This window comes from Clostridium sp. SHJSY1 (assembly GCF_031626875.1).
Taxonomy (GTDB): domain Bacteria; phylum Bacillota; class Clostridia; order Clostridiales; family Clostridiaceae; genus Clostridium.
Genome location: NZ_JANDMF010000048.1, coordinates 1 through 18,800, shown reverse-complemented (window position 1 = coordinate 18,800; position 18,800 = coordinate 1). Strand labels below are relative to the sequence as shown.

The 18,800-nt window shown below is 27.9% G+C and carries 31 protein-coding genes; 4 read left to right on the top strand and 27 right to left on the bottom strand.

All coding sequences use genetic code 11. The features are described 5' to 3' along the window. A complete protein-coding gene (locus NNC19_RS18735) occupies window positions 1-132 on the bottom strand; it encodes a hypothetical protein (protein ID WP_310940214.1) in 132 nt (43 codons plus the stop codon). 553 nt (window positions 133-685) lie between these two features. On the opposite strand from NNC19_RS18735, the gene NNC19_RS18730 reads away from it, so the two are divergent. Next, a complete protein-coding gene (locus NNC19_RS18730) occupies window positions 686-1,357 on the top strand; it encodes a hypothetical protein (protein WP_310940213.1) in 672 nt (223 codons plus the stop codon). Window positions 1,358-1,509: 152 nt separating this feature from the next. Continuing rightward, window positions 1,510-2,178, top strand: a complete 669-nt coding sequence (locus NNC19_RS18725) for a hypothetical protein (protein ID WP_310940212.1) — start codon at window positions 1,510-1,512, stop codon at window positions 2,176-2,178. Window positions 2,179-2,540: 362 nt separating this feature from the next. On the opposite strand, the gene NNC19_RS18720 is transcribed toward NNC19_RS18725, so the two are convergent. The 10 genes from NNC19_RS18720 to NNC19_RS18675 all read right to left on the bottom strand — a co-directional run bounded on the left by NNC19_RS18720 (window position 2,541) and on the right by NNC19_RS18675 (window position 5,851). Continuing rightward, complete coding sequence (locus NNC19_RS18720) at window positions 2,541-2,771, bottom strand: hypothetical protein (RefSeq protein WP_310940211.1); 231 nt, start codon at window positions 2,769-2,771, stop codon at window positions 2,541-2,543. An 11-nt stretch (window positions 2,772-2,782) separates the two neighbouring features. Next, the gene (locus tag NNC19_RS18715; protein ID WP_310940210.1) at window positions 2,783-3,292 is read right to left on the bottom strand and encodes a hypothetical protein; all 510 of its coding nucleotides are present in this window, start codon (window positions 3,290-3,292) and stop codon (window positions 2,783-2,785) included. Continuing rightward, the gene (locus NNC19_RS18710) at window positions 3,293-3,463 is read right to left on the bottom strand and encodes a hypothetical protein (RefSeq protein WP_310940209.1); all 171 of its coding nucleotides are present in this window, start codon (window positions 3,461-3,463) and stop codon (window positions 3,293-3,295) included. Beyond that, complete coding sequence (locus tag NNC19_RS18705) at window positions 3,438-3,575, bottom strand: hypothetical protein (RefSeq protein WP_310940208.1); 138 nt, start codon at window positions 3,573-3,575, stop codon at window positions 3,438-3,440. Before NNC19_RS18705 ends, NNC19_RS18710 begins: the two co-directional genes overlap by 26 nt. A gap of 408 nt (window positions 3,576-3,983) precedes the next feature. Then, the gene (locus NNC19_RS18700; protein WP_310940207.1) at window positions 3,984-4,259 is read right to left on the bottom strand and encodes a hypothetical protein; all 276 of its coding nucleotides are present in this window, start codon (window positions 4,257-4,259) and stop codon (window positions 3,984-3,986) included. A 149-nt stretch (window positions 4,260-4,408) separates the two neighbouring features. Further along, on the bottom strand, window positions 4,409-5,062 hold the full coding sequence (locus tag NNC19_RS18695; protein WP_310940237.1) for a polymorphic toxin-type HINT domain-containing protein: 654 nt from the start codon (window positions 5,060-5,062) through the stop codon (window positions 4,409-4,411). Between the two features lie 18 nt (window positions 5,063-5,080). After that, the gene (locus tag NNC19_RS18690; protein ID WP_310940206.1) at window positions 5,081-5,299 is read right to left on the bottom strand and encodes a hypothetical protein; all 219 of its coding nucleotides are present in this window, start codon (window positions 5,297-5,299) and stop codon (window positions 5,081-5,083) included. Window positions 5,300-5,393: 94 nt separating this feature from the next. After that, on the bottom strand, window positions 5,394-5,606 hold the full coding sequence (locus NNC19_RS18685) for a hypothetical protein (RefSeq protein ID WP_310940205.1): 213 nt from the start codon (window positions 5,604-5,606) through the stop codon (window positions 5,394-5,396). Further along, window positions 5,578-5,724: a hypothetical protein gene (locus NNC19_RS18680; protein ID WP_310940204.1), complete on the bottom strand. Its 147-nt coding sequence runs from the start codon at window positions 5,722-5,724 to the stop codon at window positions 5,578-5,580. Before NNC19_RS18680 ends, NNC19_RS18685 begins: the two co-directional genes overlap by 29 nt. Next, the gene (locus tag NNC19_RS18675; protein ID WP_310940203.1) at window positions 5,711-5,851 is read right to left on the bottom strand and encodes a hypothetical protein; all 141 of its coding nucleotides are present in this window, start codon (window positions 5,849-5,851) and stop codon (window positions 5,711-5,713) included. Before NNC19_RS18675 ends, NNC19_RS18680 begins: the two co-directional genes overlap by 14 nt. A 46-nt stretch (window positions 5,852-5,897) precedes the next feature. On the opposite strand from NNC19_RS18675, the gene NNC19_RS18670 reads away from it, so the two are divergent. Next, window positions 5,898-6,194: a hypothetical protein gene (locus NNC19_RS18670; RefSeq protein WP_310940202.1), complete on the top strand. Its 297-nt coding sequence runs from the start codon at window positions 5,898-5,900 to the stop codon at window positions 6,192-6,194. Between the two features lie 144 nt (window positions 6,195-6,338). Here NNC19_RS18670 and NNC19_RS23540 read toward each other — a convergent pair whose 3' ends face one another. The 16 genes from NNC19_RS23540 to NNC19_RS18595 form a co-directional block, all read right to left on the bottom strand. Beyond that, window positions 6,339-6,428 carry a hypothetical protein gene (locus NNC19_RS23540; RefSeq protein ID WP_396136457.1) on the bottom strand — a complete coding sequence of 30 codons (90 nt, stop codon included), beginning with the start codon at window positions 6,426-6,428 and terminating at the stop codon, window positions 6,339-6,341. 49 nt (window positions 6,429-6,477) lie between these two features. Next, entirely contained in the window at window positions 6,478-6,699 is a 222-nt protein-coding gene (locus NNC19_RS18665) for a recombinase family protein (protein ID WP_310940201.1), read from the bottom strand. Window positions 6,700-6,705: 6 nt separating this feature from the next. After that, window positions 6,706-6,840 (bottom strand): hypothetical protein, encoded by a 135-nt coding sequence (locus tag NNC19_RS18660; RefSeq protein ID WP_310940200.1) that lies wholly within the window; start codon window positions 6,838-6,840, stop codon window positions 6,706-6,708. 618 nt (window positions 6,841-7,458) lie between these two features. Further along, window positions 7,459-7,866, bottom strand: a complete 408-nt coding sequence (locus tag NNC19_RS18655) for a hypothetical protein (protein WP_310940199.1) — start codon at window positions 7,864-7,866, stop codon at window positions 7,459-7,461. A 190-nt stretch (window positions 7,867-8,056) separates the two neighbouring features. Beyond that, window positions 8,057-8,665, bottom strand: coding sequence for a hypothetical protein (locus tag NNC19_RS18650; protein ID WP_310940198.1), 609 nt, complete (start codon window positions 8,663-8,665; stop codon window positions 8,057-8,059). Window positions 8,666-8,680: 15 nt separating this feature from the next. Then, complete coding sequence (locus NNC19_RS18645) at window positions 8,681-9,046, bottom strand: hypothetical protein (protein WP_310940197.1); 366 nt, start codon at window positions 9,044-9,046, stop codon at window positions 8,681-8,683. A gap of 134 nt (window positions 9,047-9,180) precedes the next feature. Beyond that, window positions 9,181-9,369, bottom strand: coding sequence for a hypothetical protein (locus NNC19_RS18640; protein WP_310940196.1), 189 nt, complete (start codon window positions 9,367-9,369; stop codon window positions 9,181-9,183). A gap of 146 nt (window positions 9,370-9,515) precedes the next feature. Then, window positions 9,516-10,058 (bottom strand): imm11 family protein, encoded by a 543-nt coding sequence (locus tag NNC19_RS18635; RefSeq protein ID WP_310940195.1) that lies wholly within the window; start codon window positions 10,056-10,058, stop codon window positions 9,516-9,518. Between the two features lie 24 nt (window positions 10,059-10,082). Then, window positions 10,083-10,619, bottom strand: a complete 537-nt coding sequence (locus tag NNC19_RS18630; RefSeq protein WP_310940194.1) for an SMI1/KNR4 family protein — start codon at window positions 10,617-10,619, stop codon at window positions 10,083-10,085. Next, window positions 10,613-11,548 carry a WG repeat-containing protein gene (locus tag NNC19_RS18625; protein WP_310940193.1) on the bottom strand — a complete coding sequence of 312 codons (936 nt, stop codon included), beginning with the start codon at window positions 11,546-11,548 and terminating at the stop codon, window positions 10,613-10,615. The genes NNC19_RS18630 and NNC19_RS18625 overlap by 7 nt, the downstream gene beginning before the upstream one ends. Before the next feature lie 25 nt (window positions 11,549-11,573). Then, the gene (locus NNC19_RS18620) at window positions 11,574-11,711 is read right to left on the bottom strand and encodes a hypothetical protein (RefSeq protein WP_310940192.1); all 138 of its coding nucleotides are present in this window, start codon (window positions 11,709-11,711) and stop codon (window positions 11,574-11,576) included. 111 nt (window positions 11,712-11,822) lie between these two features. Next, window positions 11,823-12,374: a pentapeptide repeat-containing protein gene (locus NNC19_RS18615; RefSeq protein WP_310940191.1), complete on the bottom strand. Its 552-nt coding sequence runs from the start codon at window positions 12,372-12,374 to the stop codon at window positions 11,823-11,825. A 32-nt stretch (window positions 12,375-12,406) separates the two neighbouring features. After that, entirely contained in the window at window positions 12,407-12,982 is a 576-nt protein-coding gene (locus NNC19_RS18610; RefSeq protein WP_310940190.1) for a barstar family protein, read from the bottom strand. A gap of 60 nt (window positions 12,983-13,042) precedes the next feature. Next, on the bottom strand, window positions 13,043-15,157 hold the full coding sequence (locus NNC19_RS18605; RefSeq protein ID WP_310940189.1) for a polymorphic toxin-type HINT domain-containing protein: 2,115 nt from the start codon (window positions 15,155-15,157) through the stop codon (window positions 13,043-13,045). 12 nt (window positions 15,158-15,169) lie between these two features. Then, window positions 15,170-15,382: a hypothetical protein gene (locus NNC19_RS18600; RefSeq protein WP_310940188.1), complete on the bottom strand. Its 213-nt coding sequence runs from the start codon at window positions 15,380-15,382 to the stop codon at window positions 15,170-15,172. Window positions 15,383-15,394: 12 nt separating this feature from the next. Further along, on the bottom strand, window positions 15,395-15,700 hold the full coding sequence (locus NNC19_RS18595; protein WP_310940187.1) for a hypothetical protein: 306 nt from the start codon (window positions 15,698-15,700) through the stop codon (window positions 15,395-15,397). Window positions 15,701-17,150: 1,450 nt separating this feature from the next. On the opposite strand from NNC19_RS18595, the gene NNC19_RS18590 reads away from it, so the two are divergent. Continuing rightward, window positions 17,151-17,558: a tyrosine-type recombinase/integrase gene (locus tag NNC19_RS18590; RefSeq protein ID WP_310940186.1), complete on the top strand. Its 408-nt coding sequence runs from the start codon at window positions 17,151-17,153 to the stop codon at window positions 17,556-17,558. Window positions 17,559-18,800: the final 1,242 nt, after the last annotated feature.

Here is an 18,800-nt window from a genome sequence, read left to right as displayed (position 1 = left end):
TTATAAAACAAAAAGTAGTATTTTATTGCCTTTTTTCAACACCTTTAAATCATCTTTAAAATCAAATACTTTTAACCCATTGGTATATATTAATTCTTGATATCCAGCAAATTCTTTTTCTGCTGAAAGCACAACAAAGGTTTGAGCAGCCGAAACATTAATTTGAGCATTTTATACCAAAAACAAATCACAAAAAATGTAAATTAAGTGAACTTATTAAATAATATGCAAAAAGTTGAAACAATATGTAAAAAGTGATATAGTATTACATGGTAAGATTAGCTAGTTTATCAAAATAGAAAAATATGATAGGGGGATTAGGAAGAGTTTACATAAACACTCTTTCTAAAAATTTAGTTTCAAAAATAATGGCAGTAGTTATTCTGTTTGGTTAGATGGGACACCTTTAAGTAGTTCTGAATTTGATTATAAAAAAGAACCAATAACATCAGGAAATATAGTTGTTGGATGGAATACTCTTTTTTCCGTTAATCCACGTAACTTATACAATGGTAAACATCAAATAAAAATAATTTGCATTGGAATAGGTGGCAATACTATGTCTGATTCAATTAGTTCTAATGTAAACTAATTAAGAAGTTAAAATATAAGATAATTGTAATAATTCAATTATCTTATATTTTTATAAATAATAATTGAAATGTATGAGAAAGGAAATTAAGTTATGAGAATAGGAAGTACATTATCATATTCAAATGTTTATTCTCCTCAAAACAAAAAAGATATTGCGAATGAAATTAAAGATAAACCCACCAAAGAAAGGTTAATTATAAACAGAAATGTAAATATTACAAATAAAAATATAATATCATATGAAACTGTCTATAATAAGGCTACTTTGCAACAGAATAAAGGGACATCATTAAATAGTTCAAATGATAATTTAGAAGACAAAGAAATAAATTTAGCTTTAGATAAAGAAATATATAATAAAAATGGATTAGAAAAACAAGGAATAGAATTTGATAGTAAAGAATTCAAAAAATGGTTAGAAAAAAACAAAAAAAGTTTTATAATTCCAATTGATGCTCCTGCAAAAGTTAGAAAAGCATTAACAGATACAATAAATTCTGCAGATAATACTATGGTTAAATTTAAAACAGCAAAGGCATTTGGGCGAGGTGTGAAAAACATTGACCCCAAGGATATTGATTCTTATGAAAAATTAAGTAACAATATAATTCAGGATAATAAAGATTATATTACTGCCTTAAAAATAGGTGATTCAACCTCTAAAGAAGTTAAAGATGCTATAAAAAATCACACACAAATTATAGATATAGTAACGCAATTTAGAAGTAAAATTAAAAAGCTAAAAACATCAGATAATGTTTAGTAAATGATAAATACAAATAATTTTATATATTGTTGGACTTCTATAAGAGACAATACTGATTTTGAGTGATAGATAAATCAGACTTAGGTATAAAATCCGATTAATATTAATCTAGAATAGTAAAATTCAAATATAAGAAAGGATTTTTAGTTATGAGAATAGGAAATACATTATCATATTTAAATGTTCATTCTCCTCAAAAAACAAAAGAGGTACTAGATGAAATTCAAAATAATTCAATTAAAGAAACTATTAAAGAACACACTACTAATAATTACTATAATAGAAGTGCTGAAAATTTAGAACCTTATCAAACGATTTATAATAATGCAACATTAGAAAATAATAATTTTAAATCTACAGTTGAACAAACAGATGAAGAAATTACCTATGAAATGAATAAAAATATATATGATAGTGAGGAATTATCAGAAAAAGGGATAAAATTTAACAGTAAGGAATTCTTTGAATGGCTGGAAAAAGATAAGAAAGGAAGTGCAGTCCCATATGATGCTCCTCCTAAAATTAGAAAAAAACTAAGCGACACTTTGAATAAATTAAAAAAGGAAAATGGGATTGTTTGGTTTCGTTCTGTAAAGGCACTTGGAAGGGGATTAAGAGATAAAGACACTAAGGACCCGCAATCTTATCTTGATATATGTAATAATGTAATTGAAAAAAGTAAAGATATGCTTACTTCTATAGCTATGAGTGGATTAAATAATAGTCCAATTTTTCAGAGCACCATAATAACTAATAAATGTTTAATCAATGTGTTTACTGATATAAAGAGTGATATAAATAGTTATTTTTCAGATTAGAAAAAATAGAGTTTTATATATTATTGGACTTTTATAGGGATAATTCTAATTTTGATCAGCAGATAAATTAGATACAATATAAAATATTACAGTTCCACCCCTTAAATTTAAGGAGAATCACTTGTATTAAATATCATCATATCCACTTTTTTCTCTAACTTTTATATTACAATCACCTTCTATTTCTAAAGGTGCATTATGTTTAAGTGCTTCTGATACTCTTAATTATTCATCAGAAAATGCCTCCCATTCATTAATTAATTTTCCCCCTGATAAATTTTCTTACTTTCTTTGTCCTCATTTTTCAAAAAGAAAGTAAGAAAATCATTTACATTTTTGTTCATCTTCCATATCTTCATATTTTATAACTCATTGCTCTCTTCAATTACTTGTATTATATCCCAATCCACTCCACCTTCTAACTCATTCTCAATTTCTTCTATTAATTTAAATTCTTCTTGGTCTATACCTGCACCATATCCAAACACTTGAAAGTATCTTTCCTTATATTTTATATACCAGTAATATTTACTATAATATATGTTATCTTTAGTTTCTATTGATTCTAGTTTTTCAGTATTATTATTTTTCAAATTAATATTCTTTACTTAATGCTGGGGTTTTTGTAGCACCAATTCTCATTAAAAGGTAGTTTACTTAATTGCTCCATATCCTTTAATGTATATACCCAATCATCTTCAACCCAAAAAAAATCTTGTGGATTTAACTTCAAATACTCATATACAAACTTAAATACAATTTTCTCATTATCTATTACATTTTCGATAAATGCCACTTTACACAATTTATTTCCTTTTGCTACCCAATCAAATTCCTCATAATCTATATATTCTTTATCTATAGAACTTATGTAAAAATTTAAACATTGCCCTTGTTCTACTTCTTCATTTCCAAAATCATCAGAATCAAGATTAAATGCAATATCATCAAAAATCCCTAAATTTAAATAATTAAAACTACCATTTTGATGATTAAATCTACTCTCCCCACGTATATGGAGTTTGGCTTTAGAGATAGCTTCCTTGATATCATTCACCATATTTTCAACTATATATTCATCTTTTTTCTTTAATATACATCCTGATGTTGCCATCTATTCTAACACTCCTTTTAACTCTTCTAAACTGTTAACTATTGTTATCCCTGTTTCTTTTATCTCATCTATCATTTTAGCAGTATATTTATTACTCATATCTATCTTTTCATCTATATATAATATAATTTTTTTCCCATCATAGTTAAGATAATTTAGAATTATTAACATTTGTGTATTTATCAATTTGCTCCATATGAATAGCCTTAGTAGATTTTTTTACCTCTATAATATATTCACTAGTTCCAATATCAATATCTCCTGCAGTTTTGTTAGTAATCATATTTTTAACCTGTTGTCCAAATGCATTTACTTTCGATGATGTTTCTCAACCTAAGAATTTCACTCCTCTATTTATAGCATTAATAACATCTTTGTCCTTTAATAATTCTTTTATCTTAAATTTATTAACACTATTTATTATCAACCTTATACTCCATATTCTCTATAGCCTTTCGAACTACTTCATGTAATTGGTCATACTGCCATTCTATATCTCCTATGGCTAAATGAAGTTTTATAAATTCACTTAATAAATCTTCACTATTCTCATTATTTAATCTATCTATATTTTCTAATATTGCTTTTAATTTGTTTATTATATCAGGTATTTTTTCTATGTAAAATTAAAACTCCAACAGATACCAACATCCATTGAAGTTTTAATATAAGATTTATTTACTGTATGAATTTAAAGATTGTCTCTTATATAACTTAAAATCCATATAATTTTATCATCATTTTTTATATTTCTCATACCATACTTCCTTATAAAACATCTAACAAATTCTATATTGTTTACAGATAACAGTAATTTAATTTCTTCTTTTAACTCTTTAATATATTCTTCATTTTCAATTTCCTTATATTCCTTAATAAGAGTATCTAATTCTGAATAATCAGCACTTACATTGAGATAACATTCAAGAAAATATCTAAACTTATTTAATTGTTTTTCATCAATCATTTTAATCCTCCATCTTATCTTATTTTATGGCAAAGAAAATGATGTTAATACCCTAAATCCTAATTCTGATGAGTTGTCTCTTATTAAAACTACTCTTGATTTATTTAAATTATACATAACTTGTTTCTTATCTTCCAATACACCTTTTCCTATGCTATAGTCATGTTCAACATCAAAATTTTTTTCCCCCCACTTTCTTCATTTAACCATTTTGAAATTTTATCTGCATTCTTTCTTAAATTTTCTTGTACTGCTTTTATTGCATTGATTTTATTTGTATAACAAGTTGCAGCCTCAACATCTTCCTTTATAGCTCTTTTTATTAAATCTTCATTAGATTTAGACACATATCTCTCTAATGTATGACCACCTTTACTTTCCATTATATCAAGAACATCATCACCTACATTATGTATTGTCTTAGGATTAATTACTATCTTAACAGGACATCCATCATTATGAACTAAAAGTCCTATCTCTGAAACATAATATGTATTATATCCTTCAACACTTAAATTATATATTCTTTCTGTTTCTTCTAGCAACGCTTCTTTTATAGAAATAACTTTTCTAACTTGTCCATCAGAAGATATTATTTCATCTCCTGGTTTTAACTCTCTAGCTATTATCCATATACTTTCAGATGTATAGAATAAATGTCCTGGAGTAGTTATTATTTCTTTTCCTTCAACATTAAGCTTAACAAATTCATTAGTATTTCTTATATGAACTTGTAAAACTTCCTTATACTTCTTATTTCCTGTTTTTACATCAGTTGCATAAACAAAATCTCCTACTTGAATTTCATCAATCCTTCTTAATCATTTTTCTGTTAATACAAGAGTTTCTCCTACAAAACAACCATCTTTACAATATTGTATTGCAGATTTTGATACTCCATTAGCTTCAAGTGTTTCTTTTGTTATTGTTGTTTCAGAGCCTTTATTTATAAAGCGTATGGAATCCCCTTCATCAACTGTTTCTTCAACTATATTAAATATATCATCATATTTTGTTTTTAATTTGCTAACTATAATCAATCAAGTATTTTACTATTTCAATAAGCAAAAAGACTAATGCGTTTATACATTAATCTCTCTTTTAGTTTATATTTTATTCTTTTAGTTTATAAAATTAATCCTCTTCAGGATAAATCATATTTAAAAACTCTTCAAAAGAATCAGCAACACGATAGAAATTTTCATCTAACAATTCATACAAAGACCTTTTCTCTAAGTCTTCCTCTGCAATATCTTCAGTATAAGCCTCCTCATGGTCTAAAAATGAAATTGATGGCTCATTTTCATTTTTTCTATAATCAAAAAAAGAATATATCTCCTCCTCCATTTGTTGCAAAAGGAAAAATTTTATTTGATTCAGGTAAACATTCCTCAAAACAATCATATGTTGTAAAAATATCTGTTTCTTCTACATAATCCTCATCTGTATACTCAAGAAACGCCATGGATGTACTTTCTACCACCCCATTTAGGAATATCTATAACTCCTTGTACCCACTTACTATCTTCATTCATAACATCAGGTTGTCCCCCATTATGTTTTGCTTTTTCTAATTTAGGACTTTTTAACACAAGACTAGCTATGGTTTCCCATAGCTAGTTTAATTTAAATTATAACTTGTATAACATCATTTCCTATATAAAACTATGTATATCCCCATTACTAATTGTAATTGGTATTCCATACTTATTAGGATTTAAACGATTATCAAAATGTCCTATACGTGTATTAAAAATATGTTCTCTTCCTTTAGATACATATTCAGTTCCTGAAATAATTGATTTAATACCTAGCGCAGAAATAGATTTATCTAGTATTTCTAATATTGGTAAGTTTTCATTAGAATTTCTTCTTCCTTATTCACATTTATTTCCTAACTATACAAATTATCATGTATCATTCAAAAGTAAATAATGCCCTTCTCCTAGATTGTCTATATTTATTACACTTCAAATTTTAACATCATTCTATTATTTGCCCTATATCATTCAATCCAGACTTAAACTGAAATTTCACCTCAAATATAAAAAATACTGTTACTCTCTAAATAACTCTTCATCACATCTCTCTTGTTATAATAGCTGCATGATTATCTTCTATATAATAACTATCAAGTTTCCTTTTATTTCTTTTGAATGATTTTTTCAAATGATCTGATGTATAATACTTGTGAAATATAGCATCTCCTTTGTATTTCTCATTTTTTTAAAACTCCAAGAATTGTAGAATCATGCCACCTTGCTCCTGCAACTGTAGGAATACCTTCTTCATTAAGTCCTTTTGCAATGATAAAAGTTCCTTTGCTACTTAGGTATTCTTCAGAAATTCTTTTTACAATCTTAGCTGCTTCAAGATTTATAACTAAATCTCCGAATTCATTCTTGTCATATCCTAAAAACCTTGTTGTGTTAATTATCAATTCACCTTATTCAAACTTCTTTTTAACTCTCCATTTAAGATTGTCACTTGCATTTTTACTTTCTTCTTGTGCAAAAGAAGCAAGGACAGTAAGCATCAACTCACTGTCCCCTGATAATATATTTATATTTTCTTTTTTCAAACCTATAAAACCATGTGTTTTCCTAACAAAACGCTCCAAGCCCTCATTTTACCAGCATATTCTGAGAATATAAGAATATTACCATATATATGGTAAAGAATATTCCCATATATATTCTGAAGAATATTTGACTATTTTTGTCTAGTATAAAAAAAGTCTTGCAATTCCCCCATCTATTTTAAAAAAAGTCTTTCAGAAAAATCCCCATAAAAACACAGTAATAAATAACCTTTACGAGGCAAAGGTTTTTTCAAATTTAAAAAACAGTCGTGCAGAAATCTATTGGTTTCTTTATAGAATTTCTATTAGAAATACCATCTGATAACCCATTTATGGGTACCTCAAGCAGCAAAGCTACTACCGGTTGTAAGCCCCTAGGGGGCTTTGGTTTGGAGTCTTTTTGATTTTCTTTTAGGAGTTCTTTGGGCGCTGAAAAAGGAGCTCTTTCTGGAGCTCCTACCCTATATCATTAGATTTATTTTAGTTCTATTTTGGTTTCTTTTTCGTTATTTCCTGCAGAACCTTTTTTCAAAAAGAAGAGGTTTATTTATATTTGAATAGATTTATTTAGTTACTACATAGTTATAAATATTTATCTTGTTAATGGATTAATATTATTTATATATTACTTTCCATATCCTTAAGTAAATAATTGCAAACCTCAATGTAAATTCCTTGCCTCTTTAAAGCCAATAATAAATATCTTGCTTCAAATTCTTTTGATATATATTTTCTTATAAAATCATTATACTCATTAAAAGATGGCTCTTTATTAATAAATAAATCATTTAAAGGCTCAATGCCCTCACAAAGTTCTTTTATTTCACTTGATACTTCATTTTCTAAAATTCTATCTTTCAATACACCTAAACTTTTCAAGATTACATTAGTTTTTCGCTCTGAAATATTATGGTCTATTACAAAATTGTAAAACATGTATTTATCATCATCTGTTACACTACAAATCATTATCTGAAGTAATTTTATCTGGTATTTTAATAATTCATAATTTTCATCTCTATTCATTAAATCACCTCGAAATTATTATTAAATAACATAAATATTTTACAATAGATTAAGCTCTCATACAATAAATGTATAAAATAGTTTTATATTCATTTGTATTATTTAGGACTTTCTTTCTATATAAACTTCATATTTTGTCCAAAAATACCAAAAGAGGGAATCCCCTCCTTATACTTATCATTCGTTATCTTTAAGCTGTTTTTCTTCTGTTTTCTATGTAATTAATTATATCCGTCCAACCTTGCTCCAATGCAGTTTCATATAACCCTTTACTGTAACCACAACCACTACAATAGAAATATAATGAATCCTTAAAGAATACAGCAGAAGGATTAGTATCCTTATGTGAGCTATTTAAACAACTCATTAATAACTTACTTCCTGTATCTGCAACAACTAAATGGCTTATATGGTTATATACCATACTTTCTAATTCATCTTTGCAGTTAGTTAAATCAAAAAACTTACCTATTTTCTTTTCTTGTGGGGGTAGTCTTAAAAGCTTAAGTCCAGTTATTAGTTGAGGCTGAGTATAAACAAGTTCTGGATTACATTTAATTAGTTTAACTTGTATAGGTTCTTTCTTGTTATGATAAAACCCAGGTAATCTCATACAGGTTGACTCATTTTTCTTTTGCATATCTCCACCAAAAGTATAAGCTAATCTTTGTTGTATTTCTCTAAACTTCTTTACTTCCCCATCTTTAATTAAAAAATAAACATGATAGCTCTTTCTAGTTTTAGCTATAATACTAGGTTCTAGAGGTAGTTTTTGAATCAAAGCCCATTGTTCTTCCATAGATTTATCATCTATTTAAAAGAAATGTGCATGAACCTTTTCTACATCTGAATCCTTATGAGCTCCATTAATAGCTAAATGAACACCATGTCTACAATATTTATTTTTAAACCATAGTAATCTTCCCCATTTTTCCATATCATTTAAAGTTACTTCAAGTTTTACAAAGGAACATCTTTTACATATTGGTCTATCTTTTAGATATAGTAACATATCTGTTTCTTCATGAAACTTACCACAAATATTACATCTTACTTTATTCCCCCTTTTTTCAACGCTTTTTAAATCACTTTTAATATCTGGAAAACTTCTTAAAGCTATCTTATCAAAACCAAATGCCTCCATAAATCTTATAGTATCTTTATTAAAAATTGTACCCAAAATACCCTCTCCTTTTTATCTTTAAGTTTTTATACTTGTATATAGTTAATGTTTGTATTAAAAATCAAGTATTTTTGTATAATTTCTTAAAGAAAAAAAGGAAAAGTCCAAATGGACTTTAACTAACTACTTAATTACTTTTTTGGAAACCTTTTATTTATTATATTAGAGACTATTCCTATGATACTTCCTAAAATAAAAGCTAACCATCCACTAGAAAATTCAATGTTAGTTTTACTTCTAATTATTGATAATACTACTACACAAATAATTCCTACTACTATACTTACTCCTATTGATTGTAATGTTTCTTTTAAATTCATAAATATCTCCTTCTTTTATCTTTAAATTATGATTTTATATATTCCAGATACCTTTTAGTAATCAAGTATTTTAATATTTTTAGCAATAAAAAAAGACTAATGTCACACATTAATCTCTCTTTTAATTTATATTTTATTCTTTTATTTTACTCTACTGATTCAAAATCGAATACTTCTGTAAATTTAAATCCTTCTAAATTATTATCTTCTATGACTTTTTTAAATTCATCATTAACAAAAGTATCTACAGTTACCTTCACCCCATCTAAATATATTTTAAATATTGGAAACTCTTTAGCATTTTCTTTTAAAACGTATTTATAAACATCAACAATATACTTTCCCATTATAATTTTTAAATCAGATTTATCTAAATCCACACAATCAACTGTGTTTAATATATTATCTATATAAAAATTTTTATCCTCATATATCATAGGTAATAATTGAATATATTCTCCGAAATTTTCATTAATAATTTCTTTAGCTCTTTCACTAAATAAAAAATTACTTCCATTTGTCCAACTATGTGAACAATCACCTATAGGTTTATCTGCATCATTCTTTATTAACTCTAATCCCTCCCATTCATTAATTAAGTTACCTCTTGATAATTTTTCTTCTATAAAATTTTCTTTGTCCTCATCTTTCAAAAAGAAAGTAAGAAAATCATTTACATTTTTGTTCATTTTCCATATCTTCATATTATAAAATTACTCTTTATCAGGATAAATCATATCCAAAAATTCTTCAAAAGAATCAGCGACACGATAGAAATTTTCATCTAACAATTCATACAAAGACCTTTTCTTTAAATCTTCCTCTGCAAAATCTTCTTCGGTATAAGCATCCCCATGGTCTAAAAATAAAATTGCTGGTTCTTTTTCATCTTTTCTATAATCTAAAAGCAATAAATTTCCTCCCCCATCTTCAGCAAACGGAAATATTTTATCTGGTTCTGGAAAACAATCTTTGTAGATATCATACATAAATTTAATCATAGGCTCTTTTGTTTTTTCACCTTCCATAAAACTTATAAATATAAACGATATTGTTTCCCAGCCTGGAATATCAATAAGACCAGTTTGCCATTCTTCATTTACATCTTTTACTTTAGGTCTGCTACTATCATTTGCCATTACAATATCTACATATTCCTTTGGAAATTTTATACTCCATTGTGATTCTATTTCTATTATCACTTTTTCCTCTATTTTATCACCAATACGCCATTTAATTTCTCTTACCATAAATCAAAACTCTTTGGCTTATACACAAACTCGCCTTCTTTATTAACATAACCCCATTCACCATTATATGTTACCAAACCAAGTCCATTTTTAAAATTACCTGCTGTATGAAAAACATGTTTTAATACAACTTTCCCATTTGTATTAATGTACCCCAATCCCTTTCCATATTCTGTTGCTGCTAACCCCTCACTAAAATTATCTACTCTTATATATTTAATTTTAGTAACAGCTTCTCCTTTTTTATTTATGAATCCCCATCTACCCCCAAGCTTTAAAGTAATTGCTGCAAGTCCATCCGTAAACATAAATGCATTACAATATTGTGGCTCTATAACAAATTCTCCTGATTTATCAATATAACCATATTTATCTCCATCCATTGATGCTATAGCTAGCCCTTCTGAAAAAGTACCAACACTATTAAACTTAAAATCAATTTTTACATTTCCATTTATATCAATAAATCCTTCTTTATCACCTAATCGTACATCTGCTAATCCTTCTGAAAAATCACCTATACCATCATAAATAGGCTCAATTACAAAATTACCACACTTATCAATTACTCCCCATTTTTCTTTCACTTCAACAATTGATAAACCATTATCATCAAAGTTTTTTATAACCCAATCAATTTCTGGTTGAATTTCTACTTCCCCATTTTTATTTATAAATCCAGTTTTTCCATCCTTCCTAAAAAAAGCATAACCATTATTGAAACTTGAAATTCCTTCAAAATCAACTGTAAACAATTCTTCATTTTTTTCATTTATAAATTTCTTTTTCCCATCTATTGTTGTAACTAGAGCGACATCATCACTAAAATCATAAGCATCTTCATATATTGGTTCAATCACTATTTCTCCAGTACAATCTATATACCCATAAAATTCTCCTACCTTTAACCTATATAACTCTTTTTCCATTTATTATCACCTTTCTTCTAATAAATTAATTCCAAACCTTACCAGGATGGTTTTCAGAAATATACCAATCGCTTGGCCAACGTTTAGTATTAGTTGATAATGGATTGTATGTTACATCAATGTTTTTTCTAGGAATCATAACTCTAACATAACCATTGACCAAAGTTGCCTAATCCATTCCTTTTCAGTATCACCTAATTCAACTTGCATTACTTTTTCTAATTTAGGCCCTTCTAACGTAAGACTAGCTATGGTTTCCCATAGCTAGTTTAATTTAAATTATCACTTGTATAACATCATTTCCTGTATAAAACTTTTTATCATCATCCTTAATAACTGTTGTATTATTAAAAGTTACATTTTTATCTAATGATACTTCTGAGAAATCTGTATTATTATTAAATATACAATTTTCAAATATAACATTTTCCATTTTTGCTTCGCTAAAACTTGTATCACTTAAATCACAGTTTATAAATTTCACATTGTTTAATTCTGCTGCCATTATCTCACACTTGATTAATTTCCCACCTATGATATTGACATCCACAAATTCAGCCTCTAAAAATGTTGTACGGAAAGCATCTATTTTTCTAATATTACATTGTTCAAATCTACAATTATCCCAGTGAGCTTTACGTAATATATTCTCTTCTAATATGCATTTTTCAAAAATACTTCCTCCAAAAAATGAACCACTTAGATATACTCTAGTGAAATCGCATTGTTTGAATATAACTCCTACAAAAGTACTATTATTTAAATCATATTCTGTAAAATTAATTAAAACAAATGTCCTGGAGTAGTTATTATTTCTTCTCCTCACTTGTATTCTTAAGAATCTTTCCTTGAAAATAATTACTTATATATTATGTGAGTATCATTAGTACTGTATTCCTCTAATATATTTTTGAGAATATTTGAATCCTCAGGCATTATTTTAACTAGATGACTCCATCCATCAAAAATTATTTTTTCAGGTAATTCAGTTTCTCTTAGAAAATCTCTTAATGCATTCCAATTCATTCCATAATATTGTGAAAATTCAAATTTATCTTTTATTTTTTCATGCAACTCTTTTAAAGAACTTATGTTAATACATTTAAATTCAACTTGCTTTTTTCTACCATATCTTTCTTTTAATAATTTTATAATTGGATTTTTTATTTCATTGTCATCAATAATTTTTTCAATATAACAATCATTAATATTATTAAATTCATTGGCATAATTACACTCTAAATACTTTTCTAATTTAGTTTTTAAATTAATTACTTCGCTCTTATTATTATAATCAGTTGATATAATTTCATAATATAAACTATCATCAAATGATTCACTTACTTCCTGTTCATTTTGATATACCCATTGTTCAAATATATTGTTGGTTAAATAATCTTTTGCATATAAACTTAAAATATCTATTACTGTCATAGTATTACCTCCTAAATATTTAACATAATGTAACAGAATAAATCTCTACATTGAATTTTTCTATCTATATGTGCCAATTTTAAACACTGTTTGATAATGGTCATATGTTCCATATATTAATCCATCACTTGAATATAAGATTCTATATCCAGGATTATTATTTCTTCCCCTAGTATAATCAATTCCCACATCAGCCTCATACCAAACTCTACCTTGTTCATTTGGTAATATATTAGTATCGTTTTTAAAAATATCCCCTCCATATTTTTTCCCAGGTGCATAATTATTTAATGCCTTACCTCTTTTCCACCCTGCATTCAGTGCTTCTTGCTCAGTTATATATTCACTAGGTAATTTGCCAGTTGTTTTTAGTTTTTCAATCACATCTTTACCTAATTCCATTACTCTATATTGCTCTTTAAGTTTTGCATAATTAACTACATTATGTGTTTCATCAAGTATTTTAGGGTTATCTATCCCTTCAATAGGAGGGCATCCATCATTATGTACTAAAAGTCCCATCGCTGAAACATAATATGTACTATAACCCTCAACACTTAAATTATATATTCTTTCTGTTTGTTCTAGCAACACTTCTTTTACAGAAATAACTTTTTTAGCTTGTCCATCAGAAGATAATATCTCATCTCCTGATTTTAGCTCTCCTGCTATTATCCACATACCTTCATATGTATAAAATAAATGTCCTGGAGTTGTTGTTATTTCTTCTCCTTCAACATTAAGCTTAACAAATTGATTAGTATTTCTTATATGAACTTGTAAAACTTCTTTATATTTCTTATTACCTGTTTTTACATCAGTTGCATAAACAAAATCTCCTACTTCAATTTCATCAATTCTTCTTAATCCACTTTCTGTTAATACAAGGGTTTCTCCTACAAAACAACCATCTTTACAATATTGTATTGCAGATTTTGATACTCCATTAGCTTCAAGGGTTTCTTTTGTTATTGTTGTTTCAGAGCCTTTATTTATAAAGCGTATGGAATCTCCTTCATCAACTGTTTCTTCAACTATACTAAATATATCATCATATTTTGTTTTTAATTTATTTATAATACCTGAAGCTTGCTCAAGTGCCTTCTCAAGATTGGTAATATTCGATACCTTTACCTTAATACCTTTACCAATCTTAAAAAGGAAGTAATCCCCAATAGCACCACCAACAACATATGATATCCCTTTTTCATCTAAATCATCAGATGTCTGCTGTGCTATTCCTTCAACTATCAAATATGGGTCCTTAATTAACTCTTTAATAGTTTGATTACCTTGCATAAATGAGTTTATATATGCCTTGTCTTCTTCTGATAGTTTAGTTCCATTAAGTTCTGATATAGCTAATGCGAATCCTCCTACTCCATAATTAAAAGCTCCTCCAATAAATTCACCTAATCCTTTACCCCTATTAAAAAGAGCTTCAGCCAACATCTTAGATTCTTTCTTTTCAAAGTTCCTTTCATTTTGTTTAGACTCTTCCTTACTTGTATACTTATTGTATATTGGATTAGTTCTACTAGCGTAATCATCATCAAGATTTCTAAATGGAGCTATATATTTATTAAAATCCTGTTCCATAAACTCAATTTGAGTCCTCATTGATTTTGTATATTGTCCTATTACATCCTTTATATCATCTATCTTTCTAACATTTTCTTGCTGATTCTGTTCATCTTCTTTGCTATGTGTGCTTGACCCACTTGTTCCTCCCCATTGATATTGAACTTTCATGTCTGTGTATGGAGTTATGTAGCTTTCTGTATAAACATTTATAGTAGAAGATTCTCTCCTCTTACTATCTATCTCATCAATCACATCTTTTATATCTTGAAGATTCCACCAAATATCATCTCCATCAACTTGTACTAAATCTGTTTCCTTAATTGGTCTTATAAGAGTTTTCATGTCATTATAATACCCTCCAAAAAGGTTGTATAAATCCTCTAACTCCTCTTTGCAGGAATTGATTTTCTTTTGTAAACTTTCATATCTCCCTATTAATGCAGTTATAGATTCTCCTTTATTTTCATTTTCTAAAATAACTTTAATACCATTTAAAGAATTTTCCATAATTCCTATAGCTGCTTTATATTGATATATCTGATTAGTTATTTCATATATCAACGAGTAATTTATTCTAATGTCCCTTTTCAAATATAATCCTCCTTAGTTAAAGTTATATGACCTCATTTCAGCTATTAAATCATCACAATTTGTTGTAATTGCTTCAATTCTTTCTTCATACACCTCCCTAATATCTGCATTTTTTAAATCCATGTCCTCAAAATGTTTTAATATCTTTTCTTTTTGTTCTTCTATATCTCTTATCCATCCAGAAATTAATGTTTCTGCATCTTCCTTTTTTATCTTTCTTGTCATAATTCAATTTACCTACTTTCCTAAAGTTTGTTGCTTTGCTAGATTATTATCTGTTGTCTCAAAGGTATCCACTAACTTTATTGCATCATCATGAAACTCTTTAATTTCTTTTAATAGCTCTGGTGCTTTTGTATCTGTCATATTGCATAATATATATTTCATATTTTCTATAAAATCAGCATTTTGTCCGCCCTCTAGTTTCTCTAATGCTTTTTGGGTAAAATCCTTGGAGTATGGTTCAAATTGGGTTATTGCTATATCTAACATCTTTAAGTCAGTTCTTAATTTTTTTACTTTTACTTGTATTTCATCTTCCATATTTTATCTTTTGTTCACCCTCCATTTTTAAATTTTCTAATTTTAAGTAGCACAATAAGAGCAACCTAAAAAAGTTACCCTAATTACTTCATTAATTAAATTTTCTCTTATTTGTCCATTTTTTACATTAAGCAATCCATCCATCTTATATCTCCATTTAATATAAAATTTTTTCTATCGTTTGCTTAATGTATTTATTGTTTCCACACATATAATTGTACATTGATTATTTTAACTTGTAAATGACAAAAAGCCCCCTTAAAAATGGGTTTTATAACTAATATTATTATCAAATCAAACTTTTATTAAGTTCTTAAAAACAGAAACATGATATAATTTTATAAACGAAAGAGGAGTTGATATTAATGAATTTAAAGATTTGGCAAGCAGTAACAATAACTACATTAATTAATATTATATATGTATACTTAGCTTTTACTTATAACCTATCAGGTACTTTCACTTTTCCAATATTAATAATCTCAGGCTTACTTATTTATAATGGTGGTATTAATTCAATCAAAGTAATAAACTTGAAAACAAGATTAAAACTAATAGCTCTTATATTCTTATTATCTATGTTCCTTTATAACAAAGTCCTGAACCAACCCAACCCCCTCCAAACCCTCACCACCACTACCCTAACACCACCTTCCATTTCTTAACTTATAAAAAAGTTCTGAAGGTTTTTTAGCCTATTTTTAGCCACTTATCCACAGCTTTTTCTACTAAAAATAATAACAAAGTCCTGAATGACTTCTATTTTGGGTTTAACCTTACAAAACCCTTGATACTACTACCTTAAGCAGCTTTGCTGCTACCCTTTTTGGTACCTGCGGTGCTTTTTTTCGGTTTTATTTTGGTTTAGAAAAAGGAGCTCCTTAAGAGCTGCTACCTTACCCACTTTTCCCTAATAAAAAACTTCCCAAAACCATCCAATATCTTCTATCACCTTTCCATCCTACCCTTTTTTCTTTTTCCAATTTCATCTAAAAAAATATGGTTCTGATGCATAACCATCCGTCCAATTTATTGCGTTATTTCTCCTTCCGATTCTATCTTTTACCTTCTCTTTTCCATTATAAGTTCCATCATCTCACCACCTTTAAACCTTTTCATTTCAAGGCTTCGCTCCGATTTTCCCTTTCAAGTCTCAGGCTCTTTAATCTAATATTGAAGAGGGACAAAAATAAAAGCATAAATAGATACAGGCATAAATCCTGCAACTTTTTCATGCTTTATAATTGGAAATTTCATTTGATTTTTTGCTTGGGAATGTTTTTCGTTAATATTAAGAGCTACCTTACCTACCTACAACCGTTGATTTTACTGGGTTTTTACCGTATAAAAAAATGCCCTGTACCTAGGTTTTCACCTAAGCACAAGGCTATTTCTTTTATCCCAATACTTGTCCACTTGAAGAGGCGTATTTGGGGTTTTGTTCAGAACTTTGTTATTTCGTTCAGATGTTTGTTTTACAACGACACAAGATAAATCTAAAAAATTTTATGAAGAAAACTATATTCAATTAAAAGTTAATTTAAAGGATCAAATTAATATTGATGAAGGTGATGATATTAATTTGATTAATACCAGGGAAAATGGTTCTTATATACAACCAAGAGTATTGCAACATTGTTCATACATTATACATTATAAGTTAAACTATAAACATTTTGATTATCATAGTTTAAGACACACACATGCTACTATGCTATTAAATGCTGGAGCTAATATTAAAGCAGTCCAAGAGAGATTAGGACATAAAAAAGCAGATATCACACTTCAAATATATACACATGTTACAGAAGACATGAGGAAAGAAGCTCTAGAAATATTAAACAAAAAGAGCAACTAAAAAGTCACTCTTTGTTATCTGTCAACATGAGTTGTCAACGCATATAAAATACCGTTGACAAATCGTTGACATTTGATGTTTTTCTATACTTTTTTGTGTATAATTTATATTAATTTAAAATCAATATAAATCTCTGAAAGTGTTCCTTTATAACAAAGTACTGAACCAACCCAAACCCATCCAAACCCTCACCACCACTACCCTAACACCACCTTCCATTTCTTAACTGATAAAAAAGTTCTGAACGTTTTTTAGCCTATTTTTAGCCACTTATCCACAGCTTTTTCTACTAAAAATCATAATAAAGTCCTGAATGGAATTTCTTTTGGGTTTAACCTTACAAAACCCTTGATACTACTACCTTAAGCAGCTTTGCTGCTACCCTTTTTGGTACCTGCGGTGCTTTTTTTGGTTTTTATTTTGCTATAGAAAAAGGAGCTCCTTAAGAGCTACTACCTTACCCACTTTTTTCTAATAAAAAACTTCCCACAAACCATCCAACCTCTTCCATCAACTCTCCATCCTACCCTCTTTTCTTTTTCCAATTTCAGCTCAAAAATATGGTTCTGATGCATAACCAGCCGTCCAATTTATTGCATTATTTCTCCTGCTGATTCTATCTTTCACCTTCTCTTTTCCATTATAAGTTCCATCATCTCACCATCTTAAAACCTATTTATTTCAAGGCTTCGCTTCGGTTTTTCCTTTCAAGGCTCAGGCTCTTTAATCTAATATTGAAGAGGGACAAAAATAAAAGCATGAATAGATACAGGCATAAATCCTACAACTTTTTAATGCTTTATAATTGGAAATTTCATTTGATTTTTTGCTTGGGAATTTTGAATAATATCTAGGGATGTTTTTCGTTAATATACAGATATTACTACCTTAAGCAGCTTTGCTGCTACCTTTATTGGTACCTGCGGTGCTTTTTTTGGTTTTTATTTAGTATTACAAAAAGGAGCTACCTTACCTACCTACAACCGTTGGTTTTACTGGGTTTTTATCGTATAAAAAAATGCCCTGTACCTAGGTTTTTACCTAAGCACAAGGCTTTTTCTTTTATCCCAATACTTGTCCATTAATTGAACCGTATTGGTGTTTGGTTCAGAACTTTGTTTTTATGTTCTGAAGTTTGTTTTACAACAACAGAAAGCATTGAAATTGTTCCTTTATAACAAAGTCCTGAACCACCCCAACCCCATCCAAACCCTCACCACCACTACCCTAACACCACCTTCC